General features: G+C 35.9%; 10 protein-coding genes and 1 riboswitch. Of the genes, 5 read left to right on the top strand and 5 right to left on the bottom strand.

Translation table 11 applies throughout. The annotated features are described in order from the left end of the window. Positions 1-61: 61 nt before the first annotated feature. Positions 62-163: riboswitch (purine riboswitch) on the bottom strand. A 78-nt stretch (positions 164-241) separates the two neighbouring features. The 5 genes from OB_RS03885 to OB_RS03865 all read right to left on the bottom strand — a co-directional run bounded on the left by OB_RS03885 (position 242) and on the right by OB_RS03865 (position 8,236). Next, positions 242-2,431 (bottom strand): transglutaminase TgpA family protein, encoded by a 2,190-nt coding sequence (locus tag OB_RS03885; protein ID WP_011065123.1) that lies wholly within the window; start codon positions 2,429-2,431, stop codon positions 242-244. Further along, entirely contained in the window at positions 2,428-3,696 is a 1,269-nt protein-coding gene (locus OB_RS03880) for a DUF58 domain-containing protein (protein WP_011065122.1), read from the bottom strand. Before OB_RS03880 ends, OB_RS03885 begins: the two co-directional genes overlap by 4 nt. Beyond that, positions 3,693-4,658, bottom strand: a complete 966-nt coding sequence (locus OB_RS03875; RefSeq protein WP_011065121.1) for an AAA family ATPase — start codon at positions 4,656-4,658, stop codon at positions 3,693-3,695. The genes OB_RS03880 and OB_RS03875 overlap by 4 nt, the downstream gene beginning before the upstream one ends. Before the next feature lie 371 nt (positions 4,659-5,029). Continuing rightward, on the bottom strand, positions 5,030-6,559 hold the full coding sequence (locus OB_RS03870) for an AbgT family transporter (protein ID WP_011065120.1): 1,530 nt from the start codon (positions 6,557-6,559) through the stop codon (positions 5,030-5,032). Between the two features lie 168 nt (positions 6,560-6,727). Then, positions 6,728-8,236 carry an amidase family protein gene (locus OB_RS03865; RefSeq protein WP_011065119.1) on the bottom strand — a complete coding sequence of 503 codons (1,509 nt, stop codon included), beginning with the start codon at positions 8,234-8,236 and terminating at the stop codon, positions 6,728-6,730. 163 nt (positions 8,237-8,399) lie between these two features. On the opposite strand from OB_RS03865, the gene OB_RS03860 reads away from it, so the two are divergent. Genes OB_RS03860 through OB_RS03840 form a run of 5 tightly spaced genes read left to right on the top strand, consistent with a single transcriptional unit; the run spans position 8,400 to position 12,982 of the window. Beyond that, the gene (locus tag OB_RS03860) at positions 8,400-9,359 is read left to right on the top strand and encodes an iron-hydroxamate ABC transporter substrate-binding protein (protein ID WP_011065118.1); all 960 of its coding nucleotides are present in this window, start codon (positions 8,400-8,402) and stop codon (positions 9,357-9,359) included. 6 nt (positions 9,360-9,365) lie between these two features. Then, entirely contained in the window at positions 9,366-10,376 is a 1,011-nt protein-coding gene (locus OB_RS03855) for a FecCD family ABC transporter permease (RefSeq protein WP_041544088.1), read from the top strand. Further along, a complete protein-coding gene (locus OB_RS03850; RefSeq protein ID WP_011065116.1) occupies positions 10,369-11,400 on the top strand; it encodes a FecCD family ABC transporter permease in 1,032 nt (343 codons plus the stop codon). The genes OB_RS03855 and OB_RS03850 overlap by 8 nt, the downstream gene beginning before the upstream one ends. A gap of 6 nt (positions 11,401-11,406) precedes the next feature. Next, positions 11,407-12,240: an ABC transporter ATP-binding protein gene (locus OB_RS03845; RefSeq protein WP_011065115.1), complete on the top strand. Its 834-nt coding sequence runs from the start codon at positions 11,407-11,409 to the stop codon at positions 12,238-12,240. Continuing rightward, positions 12,212-12,982, top strand: a complete 771-nt coding sequence (locus tag OB_RS03840; RefSeq protein WP_041544087.1) for an alpha/beta hydrolase — start codon at positions 12,212-12,214, stop codon at positions 12,980-12,982. The genes OB_RS03845 and OB_RS03840 overlap by 29 nt, the downstream gene beginning before the upstream one ends. Positions 12,983-13,148 lie beyond the last annotated feature (166 nt).

Raw genomic sequence — 13,148 nt, 5'->3', positions numbered from 1 at the left:
TGCCCTTCACTAGCTATATAGACATAGCTATCTAAAAAGACAGAAATCCAGGTACCTTAACCGAACCTGCTTCTGCCTTCATAGTCAGATCATTTACGGTGACCCGGTAGATACTTTCGAACCATATTATCGAGGATATACGAAAGGCATTGGATAAAAATTGATTCAAATTATAATAGAAATCGACTTTTATCACTTATATTTTCACATGTTCTTATTCTACTAAGCAGGCTCGTACTGGTCAACCCATTATCCGGTTGATTAAATTTTTCCATAATTGAGTTAGTTCTTGGATTCGTAACGAATTGTTTCCACTATAGATTGTTCGTTCATAATGTCTGGTAAGTTCTCCCATATCTTGAGAAGATAAATTAAAGTCTACTTCCTTTGCAAATTCTCTTAGTGTTTGATCTGGATGTCTTTGGCACCCTTGCTTTTTAAGTAATGTAATTAAATACAAATATGCATCTTGGAAGGAAGCCGTATCCTGTTGCTTTTCTAATTTAGATTGAATTATTTTCACTTTTACATGATGACGTTTTTTAAATAGAACAATCGCAATGATAAGAGCGAATACTGCTATACTTATCCAAATATACCAAGAATTAATGGTAAATCCATCATCATTTGTAGAACCTCCAGTAGCTTGTGTCTCCTCTTCCTCTTCAGGTTCCTCTACTTCTGCCTCTGGTGGCTCCTGTTGATCATTTTCTGGAGCTTCTAAATAATCTTCCTCATTTTCGTTATTCTCTTCTGACTCGACATAAAAATCAGATAAATTTGTAAAACCTTGTGTAGGTTCGAATGGAACCCATCCTGTTTCTGGAAAATATACTTCCACCCATGAATGGGCATTAGAATTCTTTACTTCGTAGATTCTCCGATCATCATCTAACGTGTCAATGACTTCCCCACCAGTAAAACCTTTAACCCACCGAGCTGGGATATCAACGGATCGCAACAAGACTACCATAGAAGTAGAAAAATTATCACAGTAGCCAACCTTTGTATCAAACAAAAATTGATCTACATAATCTTCTCCATCTCCTGGGACGGGTATATCAGTTGTTTGATATTGATAGTCATTGGAGCTAAAATATCTCTCGACCGCTTTTGCCTTGTCATAGCGTGTTTCTTGATTATTTGTAATTTCTTCAGCTAACTCTCCCACTCGTTCAGGTAGTTGATCCGGAAGTTGTGTGTACCTTTCTTGAATTGCATCACTATCATCGCCGTCATCCTCATTCAATACATCTAAGTCATAAGAAGGATGATTATATTGAATTTGATATTGATTAGGTTCTACATCTTCTCCATTTTCTTTCATGAATACAGATTCCATACTGATATCATGAAAAATATCATAATCACTCTCTGTAGATACTTGATTTGCACCATAAGGATATACAAGTTTCGGGAGGGATTCTCCATCAACGAATTCGATTTCTGCTTCCAATTCTTCGGCCTCGACATTAGTTGAAAAAGTAGTAATTGGGATTAAACCCTCAGGTAGTTCCATCTCTGTACGATCATCGGAAGTTTCCCAACCTTTTCCGGTATAAACATCCTTTGTCTCTATACGCCAATAATGATCTTCTTCCGCAGTTGCCTCAAATACTGGTGTATCATCCTGAACAAAGGATCCACCAAGTCGTGAATCATCTTCTCCATAACCAACCTTTTGAACCGGGCCACTTCCATATCCTGCATTTTCTGCAGCGCTTTGAATGAATGGTACGGGGTCTGGCCATTGTGGATCTAATTTAGGTGCTGCATATCCAATCATCGCAGAAAATAAAACGAGCCCAATTAATGGCGTAAGCCAATAAACTACACCGTTTTTTATAGTAATTCGAACAGATCCTTTATCGATTTCCTTTCCTAGATTAGCAATTCCTAAAGCAACAAAAGAAATAATAAATGTACGAACCACTGAGAACGCACCATCATACACAGTAAATGTATCAATAATGGTTACGTAGAAAAATGTTAACAGGACAAATAAAAAAATATGCTTCATTTGTACAAACCAATAATGCAATAAGTAACTCATTAACCATATTAAGATTAAAAATAGTAAACTACGGAACATCGGTGTTAAAAAATACCATTCTTGAGAGAAGAGTACATTTATATTATAAAATAGTTCCTCTAATGCACTTGTTATCCACTGTAATTCAACCAGGCTAACATCAAAATATAATCCATTTAAAATGAATAGTAATGCAAAACCTTTTAATAGGAGACTTAACCACCATTTGATCTCAAATAGTGACAGGAAAAAACAATATGTCGCAAACATTACAAATACACCAACTGTTGTATCCGTAATATCCCCAAGCGGGTATAGCCACTCTAAAAATAAGAAGAATCCACAGATATACAGCAATATCGTTGTTATTTGGTTTGATTGTTCTCCTTTAAGCTTCATCTAAAGTTCACCTCGATGGGGCTTTCAAGCAGGTGCTGGTCAGATAGCAATTGTACATGAATATTCGCAAGTTTCATTTGCTGAATAATCCGATGTTCTTCTTCAGTAATAAGTGACTCTGCCTGAATAAATATTACCGCCAGATATTTTCTCCCAAGCTTTCCTTCTAACAGTACTTGCATTAAAAAATCATCTAAATGGGTGACAATGATAAAAATAATTTCCGATTTTTTATTTCGTTTTAATTCTTCCTTCAGGCGAATAGAAAATGGTTGTGTACCACTAGGTTGAGCATGTATGAAATAGCGATTCACAGGAGAATGATTACTTCTTCCGTATTGAGATGAAAAAAAGTGTGACTCTTTTCCGATTGAAAGGAAATTGGCCTGATGATCCTTTTTTTGGAATTCCATTAATATGGAGGAGCTAATTTCAATAGATGCTTCATACGCTAAACGATTCAGTTGAGTTCTATTACACGTATCAAGTACCACTAGCATTTCCGTACTTTTTTCTTGTTCAAATTCCTTTGTCATTACTTCTTGTTTTCGTGCAGTCTGTTTCCAATCAATCCAGGACACACGATCTCCAGGAGCATACTCTCGAACACCAGTGGCAATATTTGTGTTGGATTGATTCACTACAGTAGAGGCAACTGCTCCTTGGTCATAACTCGTTATTCGATCTTTTATTTTTAAGTCATGGATATATGGGAATACAACGAGCTTATTCTCCACAGGTATCGTTACTTGTTTTTTTATCAAACCAAAAATATCACCTGTACGTAACGTAACTGCTTGTAACTGATGCTCACCTCTAGGAACTTGCTGGATTGCATAAGTAAATGATATCTTCTTTCTAAATAACGGAAATACAATTCGGTTTAAGGTCCGATTCCCTTGTAATCGTTCAGGATTGGAAAAAGAACGATATTTTTCCTTTTTGACATCTCTGATCATTAGAGAATCAGGTAGTTGTTCTTTTATAGAACAATAGAATAAAGGAAATACTGAATTTCGTTTCATATGAATCGTGACATAAATCTCATCACCAGCTTGAACCACTGATCGAGGAATTTCTCGAGTTATCTCCCATTTTTTAAATGGATAAAACGATAAAAGTAATTGGTAGAGAAAAAGTGGAAGAAAGCTATAGAATAAAAACCAACTTACAAATCCACCTTGAAACATCGCATAGCTAAATAATATAACCATTAATAAAACTAGCCATAAGATATTCCAAGTAGCTTTTATCTTCCCCTTCATTCTGCTGTATCCTTCCTTATTGGGACATGCGTGGATTTGATAATAGATGCAATGGCATCTTCACTAGTAATCCCCTCGTACCTTGCCTCAGATGTAAGTATAATGCGATGAGATAATACGAATGGAGCAAGATACTTAACATCATCAGGAATAACATAGTCACGATCGGAAATATATGCATAAGCCATAGCAGCCTTCATCAAAGCAATCGAACCACGAGGACTTACTCCTAAATATATGGAACTATTTTCTCTTGTTCTTGTTACAAGATTAATAATATATTGTTTCACAGAATGATCGATATAAACTTGCTTTACTTCTTCTTGCGCCTGTAATACTTCTGCTTGGGACATTACGGATTCAATTGCATCGATTGGATGCGTAGAAGAAGTACGATGTAGCATTTCTAATTCTTCGCCAAAGGTTGGATATCCCATCTTCAATTTTAATAGAAAACGATCCAACTGCGCTTCCGGTAGTGGATATGTACCTTCATATTCAATAGGGTTTTGTGTTGCCATTACGAAAAATGGATTCTGTAGCTGCTTGGTAGTTCCGTCCACTGTAACACTTTTTTCTTCCATAGCTTCTAACAAAGCAGATTGTGTTTTCGGTGATGTTCGATTAATTTCATCTGCTAAGATGATATTCCCGAATATCGGACCACTTCTGAATTCAAATTGTAATTCTTTTGGATTATATATCGATACTCCAGTCACATCAGAAGGTAATAAATCTGGAGTAAATTGGATACGCGTAAAGTCACAGTTAACGGATTTTGCTAAAGTCCGTACTAACATTGTTTTCCCAACACCGGGAACATCCTCTAGCAATACATGTCCGTCTGTTAAAAGAGCTACTAGACTTAAACTAGCTACCTCTTCTTTTCCGATAATAACTTTATTTATATTTTCAATAACACGTTCTATTTTTTCATTATAAATCTTTGTTTGTTGAATCATTTATATCCCCCTTTGCCTCTCTTACCATTATCCTACTATAACTATACTAGAAAAGTATACGAAATCAAACGCAATAGTTAGATAATTTAAAATCTAGTGTTAACAGTATTCCTTTCTTCTATACTAACTTATCTCGTTATTTTACTAGAACGAATTCACTAGGAATTGGTTAAAATAGCAATAGTACTCTTGAATTTTAAAAAGGGATGGGACAAACTCAAATGAATAGGTTTTATACGCTGCTTCAAAAATATACTCCGGTTATCCGGTGGCGCTGGTTTCTGGTCAAAGGTACTAGAGGTGTGCAGTCTATAAACGATAATTTCACTAAAAAAAGCGTAATGCAGAATTCTGCATTACGCTTTTACTATTTAATACGTTAATGGACCGTTTGGACCTAATGGTAAACCAAATAACATCCAAATTATTAACATGATTGACCAACCAACAAGGAAGAATATGGAATATGGTAGCATTGTAGAAATCAATGTACCTATACCCATCTTCTTATCATACTTCTGAGCAAATGCAATGATTATTGCAAAATACGTCATTAATGGCGATATAATATTCGTTGATGAATCAGCAATACGATAAGCCATCTGAGTTAATTCTGGAGAATAACCCAATTGCATCATGATTGGTACAAATACCGGTGCCATCATAGCCCACTTAGCAGAAGCACTTCCGACAAATAGGTTGATAAATGCTGTAATCAAGATAAACATCAAGATTAGAGCGAATCCATCTAAATTAATACTATCTAGGAATTCAGCACCATACACACCAAGAATTAATCCCATATTCGATTGATTGAAATAAGCTACAAACTGACCTGCAGTAAAGGCAAGTACAATAAACATTCCCATAGATGACATTGTGTCCGTCATTTGACTAGCGACATCTTTATCGTTACGGATTGACTTTGTAACAATTCCATAAGTCAAACCAGGAATTAAGAATAATAATGCGATAATTGGAACTAATGAACTCATGAATGGAGATTGAATGATTGCATCCATTCCAGGTCCGTCTCCGCGCAGTGGAGCATTTTCTGGAAGTACTAATAATAGTGCAAGTATGCCAGAAACTACAAATGAGATTCCCGCCCAGATAAGACCTTTCTTCTCTACGCTAGTAATACCTTCTAAATCTTCTTTTTGCTCACCTTTATATGAACCAAGACGAGGTTCCACGATTTTTTCCGTTACCCAAGCACCTATAAAGGTTAGTACAATAACAGAAGCTGCAATAAACCACCAGTTCATGGCAATGTTCATTTGCTCTGCATAAGCAGGATCTATTATGGATGCACCAGCAATTGTTAATTCACCTAACATTGCATCGGTTCCTGATAGTGCAAAGTTTGCACTGAATCCACCAGACACACCAGCGAAGGCGGCTGCTAAACCAGCTAATGGATGTCGCCCAAGTGCCGCGAAGATCAATGCACCAAGTGGTGGTAATACAACATAACCTGCATCAGATGCTACGCTGGACATAATACCCGCAAAAACGAGACCTAATGTTACAAATCGACCTGGTATAGCTAATACGAATCCACGAAGCATTGCACTGATTAAACCAGCTCGTTCAGCTACTCCGATACCTAGCATTGTAACGAGAACAACTCCAAGTGGAGCAAACCCGATAAAATTATCTGTCATGCTTTCAAAAATATATTTAATTCCTTCAGCATTAAGTAAATTGTTTATTTCAACAACTTCTCCTTCTTGCCCTGGATGTTCCACACTTATGTCTAGTGGCTGCAATGCAGCAGATAGAAGAAGAACTAGTAAAGCTAATATTGCAAATAATGTAACAGGGTGAGGTAATTTATTCCCAACAAACTCAATCATATCGAGAAAGCGTTGAAATAACCCTTTTCTTTCTTTTGCCATAATGTTGCCCCTTCCTTGTTAGTAAAATCGATAATATTCTGACAATACAGTCTAAATTTAGACACGTTTTTCATTATACATTCGAACAGATAATAATGAAACCTATTACCTAAAAGTAAAAATAGTAGCATTTTTCATAAGATTGTCGAAAAATGCTACTATTTTATGTTAATTTGATATATTAAAATAAGGATTCTCGTTCACTTTTACCCATAAATTAGATTGTTCCAGATAACGAGCAAATCGTAGTAATCGGTGTTCTTCTCCTTTATTTGCCATAACCTGAACTCCTAAAGGAAGTCCTTGTTCAGTTAAATAAAGTGGTAATGACATAGCAGGCTGTCCAGTTAAATTGGCAAGTTGTGTAAAAGGCGTGTACGTTAAACTCGGTAAAAACATATCATAAATAATGGATTGCTTTTCTCTAGCAGATGCCTTCTCTATGCATTCTTTATAATCCTCTTGCTTCTCTTTAGTCATTGTTAATTCCCCAACTCTAGGTGCTGAATAAGCAGTTGAAGGTGTGATGTAGAAATCATATGTTTGGTGAAAATAAGCCATTTTCTCGGCTGCTAAATCCCATGAAGACAAACTTTGTGAATAAGCTGCTGCACTTACCGATTCTCCTGCTCGATGTAATAACCAAGACTCTATTTCCATGTCATCATCAGTTAATTTTCGGTTAAGCATATTTTCTATACCTAAAATAGTTGCATTCATCTCTCCACTATTCATTATGTAGTAATCATTCATCAATTGCCTTCCATCAATAGGAGCTTGCACTTCTTCAAGATCATGTCCTTCATTACTTAATAACTGTACTAAGTTATTTACTGCTTCTTTTGCGTCTTCAGATACGGGAGTACCTACCGGTGATTCAGTAGAATATGCTATTCTCAACGACTTTTCCGGTGACTTTTCAATATCGTTTAAATATCCGCCTGCAAATAATGGTGTCTGAAAGGCAGCATGAGGCTCTACCACTTGCAATTGATCTAACATAGCTGCACTATCACGAACGGAACGACTTAAAACAAAGTTAATGGAAGCTCCCTGCCACTGCCTACCCACCCCAGGGCCAACTGGAGTTCGTCCACGAGTTGGTTTTATTCCAAAAAGTCCTGTAAATGATGCAGGAATACGGATGGATCCTCCACCATCACTTGCACCTGCTAAAGGCACTACACCAGAAGCAATAGCTGCAGCCGCACCTCCACTTGAACCACCAGGCGAATGTAATGTATTCCAAGGATTATGTGTTGCTCCATATAACTGTGGCTCTGTTATATTTTTTAAACCAAATTCTGGCGTATTTGTATGCCCCATAAATAAAAAACCAGCTTCTCTAAATTTCTTAACAAAATAGTTATCGTGTTTATATGTAACATCTTTTAAAAGTTTAGACCCTGATGACATTGGCTCCCCTTCAATAGCTTGTGAAATATTCTTCATCAAAATCGGAACCCCTTGAAACATGCCATTCGGAATTGTTATTTCATTTAGAGCTTCTTTTTTCACTCGTTCTTCACGGCTATGCGTAATAATATTCAATTCGTCATTTACTTCATTTAATCTATTAAACGCCAAATTAATTAACTCATTGGCATGTACTTGTTTGTTCTTGATTAATTTCGCTAACCCGATAGCATCATGGGATATATATTCATTAAAATTCATCTACTATTTCATCTCCTACAACTTTAACCAAATTCTACCATTATTAAATAAATTAGTCAGCCTCTACTAAAATAATAAAAATATAAAATTTTAATAAAACATATTGAAATTGAGAATCATTATCAATTATAATGTAAATAATTAACAGAGAGGGGAATTCAAATTGAAAAAGTTATATTCATTATTATTACTCGCTTTACTAATAGGAATACTATACGGATGCGGGCAAGACGAAAATGCTGATGCAACCGATAATACTGATACAAATGAAGAAGAAACTTCTGATAGTCAGTCTGTTACATATTTAGATAAAGAGTATGAAATACCATCCGAAGTAGATTCCATTGTAACCGCTAGCTTAGAGTCCATGGAAGATGCTGCTATGCTAGGTGTACAACCAACTGGTGTATTAGCGATAGCTAATGAAGTACCAAGTTATTTAGCGGAAGATTTTGAAGATCCTACTTTAATCGGAGATAAAAGAGAACCGAATCATGAAGTAATTGCTACGTTAGAACCTGATGTGATTTTAGGTTCATCTAAATTTCAAGAACCGGTTGCAGAAAAACTAAGTAAGATTCAAACTACATTACCATATTCTCATATTTCTTCAGATTGGGAAGATAACCTATTATTAATGGGACAATTAACCAATAAAGAAGCGGAAGCACAAACAATTATTGACAATTATAAACAAGATGCAGAAGGTCTTTCTTCTCAAATTTCTGGTGAAATGGCTGATAAAGATGTTCTTATTATCCGTGTAAGAAGTGGCTCTATGTTTGTTTACCCGGAAGATGTTTATTTAAACCCAGTACTATATAAAGACTTAGGAATAGAAGTTCCTGAGGTGATTAAAAATACAGAAGCTCAAGCTGAATTGTCCATGGAGACTTTAGCAGAGATCGATCCAGACACGGTATTTTTACAATTCGATACTTCAGAAAACGCAGAATCACCTGAAGCATTAGATGAGTTAATCGAAGATCCAATCTTCCAAAGCACTACGGCTGCAAAAGATGATAACATTCACGTGAATACAGTTGAACCACTTGCTCAAGGTGGTACTGCTTGGTCTAAAGTACATTTTCTTGAAGCATTAAACGAATTATATGCGGAGTAATAAATGATGAGGAAAAAAAACACATGGATGCCGGTATTCATACTAGCATCCTCTCCTTTTTTTATCGTAATAGTTATGGTTAGTTCTGTTATCATTGGAACAAAAGATATTACAATAGAAGAAATCTATCAGGCTATATTTCATTTCAATGAAAGTAATGTAGACCATCAAATTATCTGGACTTCTCGTATCCCTCGGTTTGTCGCAGCATTACTTGTGGGAGCATTTCTAGCAGTTGCTGGTGCTATTATGCAAGGTATAACCAGAAATTACTTGGCATCCCCTTCTATCATGGGTGTAAATGACGGGTCTGCATTTTTAGTTACATTAGCGATTATCTTCTTACCAAATATATCTAATGCTTCGTTAATTATAATATCGATGATTGGTTCAGCCATTGGTGCTGGGCTTGTTTTTGGATTTGGATCGATTATTCGTGATGGTTTATCACCTGTAAGACTAGCGATTATCGGAACAATAATTGGAACATTCTTAGGTAGCGTCGCAACATCCATTGCAATGCACTTTCAAGTATCACAAACAATTACATTATGGTATAACTCCAAAATTCACTTAGTTGATCCAACATTACTTCTACTATCAGCACCAATAGGCATTATAGGAATTATTCTAGCCTATTCACTAGCGAAAGGAATTACCATCAGTTCTCTAGGTGAAGAAGTTGCCATAGGGTTAGGACAGAAGACACTTTTGATGAAAATTGCTTCAATGCTTACCGTTGTCATCTTAACTGGTGTATCCGTTGCTCTGGTAGGTAGAATCGGTTTTGTAGGATTAATCATTCCTCACATTACCCGCTTTTTAGTTGGTGTCGACTATCGCTATATCATACCTTGTGCCGCGATTATTGGAGGATGCTTTTTAGCTTTATGTGATGTAATTAGCAGATTAATTAACTTCCCATATGAAACTCCAATTGGAGTAGTCACCGCGATTATTGGAGTACCATTTTTCCTCTACTTAATTTGGAGTAAAGGGAGTGTGAAAAGTGCCTAAACAAACAACTAGATTTATTATTATTCAACTTGTATTATTACTATTTATTTTAATATCTTCTTATCTTCATCTAACAAATGGGGAATTCGATATGAAGATTATGGATTTAATTCGAGTACTTGTCGGTATCGGAGAAAATGAAATGCATGAACTAGTCATTTTTGATTTCCGAATGCCTCGTATTGTTCTAGCAATTATTACAGGAGCAGGACTCGGGATTGCGGGTGTAGTTTTACAAGGAATCACTAAAAATGAATTAGCCGACCCTGGTATTCTTGGTATAAATGCAGGTGCTGGTGTAGGGGTAATTTCATTTATGTATTTTTTCCAAGTAATGTTTTCCTCCCTCTCTTTAAATGGCTGGGTATCTATCATGTTATTACCGATATTCGGATTTGTAGGAGGAATTATCACCGCGATATTCATACTGTTCTTTGCTACTAAAAACCAACAAATGGACATGCAACGATTAATCTTAACTGGTATTGCGTTAAATAGTGGTTTAGGCGCTTTATCGATGTATATCTCTTTAAAGCTGTCACCAGAAGACTATGAGATGGCAGCAATATGGACAACAGGTAGTATCTATAATGCAAATTGGATTTACATTTGGTCTTCCCTTCCTTGGTTATTAATATTAGGATTTGTTATCTATCGAAAAGCTCCAATTCTCGATTATTTCCAGTTACAAGAAGACCAAATGATAAGTATTGGCATACAAACGGAAAAAGAAAAAAGACTTCTCCTTTATTCGAGTGTGGGATTGATCAGTGCATGTGTTTCGGTCTCTGGAAGCATTGGATTTATTGGATTGATGGCCCCACATATTGCCAGACAACTTATAGGAATTAAACACCGCTATGTTATACCGGTAAGTGCCTTGATTGGAGCTACTCTAGTCGTACTTTCTGATTTCATAGCAAAAACAATTTTTTCTCCATCTGAATTACCAGTTGGAATTGTTATTTCGATTATTGGGATACCTTATTTCCTCTATCTTCTCATTCGGAATAAGGAAGGATGATATGTTATGTCAAAAAACACAATTCAAATTGATCAAGTAACTACTGGGTATAGTAAGAAAACGATTATTTCGGACCTTTCACTTGAAATCGAAGAAGGCAAGATAACAACGATAATTGGACCTAACGGTTGTGGGAAATCTACACTTTTGAAAACAATTGGTAGAGTTTTAAAACAAAAATTTGGCGACATCCTTTTATATGACCAAAATATGAAGAGCCTTTCTACAAAAGAGATAGCCAAAAAGTTGGCAATACTATCTCAATCACCTTCAGCTCCAGGAGCGATAAAGGTAGAGGAATTAATTTCTTATGGACGGTACCCACATCGTAAAAACAAAAATACATTAACAAAACAGGATCAATCAATGATCGAATGGGCCATGGAAGTTACAAAAACGATCGAATACCGAAATGATGAAATAGCACAATTATCCGGTGGGCAGCGCCAACGAGTATGGCTAGCAATGACGCTAGCACAAGAAACAAATATACTATTACTTGATGAACCAACTACGTATTTGGATATGGCCCACCAACTAGAAGTGCTACAAATTGTAAAACAATTAAACCTAGAAAAACAGTGCACCGTAGTTATGGTGTTGCATGATATCAATCATGCAGCTAGATTTTCAGACAATATTATCGCTATGAAGGATGGAGAAATTGTTCAAATTGGTAGCCCAGATGAAATCATACACCCTTCTGTGTTACAAAAAGTTTTTCAAATTGAAGCAAGGATTCTCAAAGATCCTCAAACAAATAGTCCTGTTTGCTTTGGCTATGAATGTCAAATTAAGAAGGAGATTAATAATGAGCGAAACGAACATTATGGAAAATAAAATCTCTTTATACTCTAGATTTGTAGATGATACGTACAATATAAAAATATATACACCAGACTGCCCTGTTCCTGAGAATGGATTCCCCGCTATTTTTGTATTGGATGGCAGCTCTCATTTTCAATTAGCGGCTGACGTTGTTCGCCTACAACATATTCGTCATACCAAAACAGAGGTGCAACCAAGTATCGTTATCGGAATCGCTCATCAAGAGGAAGATAGAAGGAATAAACGTTTTCGAGATTTCACTGCATCTTCAGACCAAGTTGTTTTTCCCGATAGAATGAAAGGAAAAATACCAGACCACTTTGGCGGTGCTGACCAGTTTTTGAATTTTATAGAACACGAATTACTTACCGAAATAAATAAAAAGTTCTTTATAGATCCAGAAAAACGAACGTTATTTGGTCATTCGCTCGGTGGATACTTTACGCTATACACAAGTGTTCATTCTCCAAGCCTATTTGAAACGTATTTAGCTTGTAGTCCTTCTATTTGGTGGAACGACCATGAACTGAATAAATCTATAGAAAAAGCATTACATGAACAAGAAGAGTGTACAATACGAAGACAATTATATGTCGGAGAAAAAGAAGGATTTATGGTAGAGGATGCAAAGCATCTACAACAACTCTTTCAGCATTATAATCATGACTGTAAACTTTATATAGCACCTGATGAAAATCATGCCTCTGTCGTTCCTACTATTATGAGCAGAGCGCTTAGATTTGCTAGTATTTAACCTACTTCAATTCATCTAGTACTATTCGTTTAAAGAGAAATATAGTTCTTTTCCCTCTTAAAGTTAGTTGAATAGATAATAAAATCCCCGTTTTAATCTGAATAAGATTAAAACGGGGATTTTAACTAGTTGAAGAATTTATTCGGATATTATACCAACTATCTTA

Origin of the sequence: Oceanobacillus iheyensis HTE831 (assembly GCF_000011245.1) — a bacterium.
Lineage (GTDB): Bacteria > Bacillota > Bacilli > Bacillales > Amphibacillaceae > Oceanobacillus > Oceanobacillus iheyensis.
The sequence above is the reverse complement of the archived record's forward strand: the minus strand, read 5'-3'. Positions and strand labels throughout refer to the sequence as shown.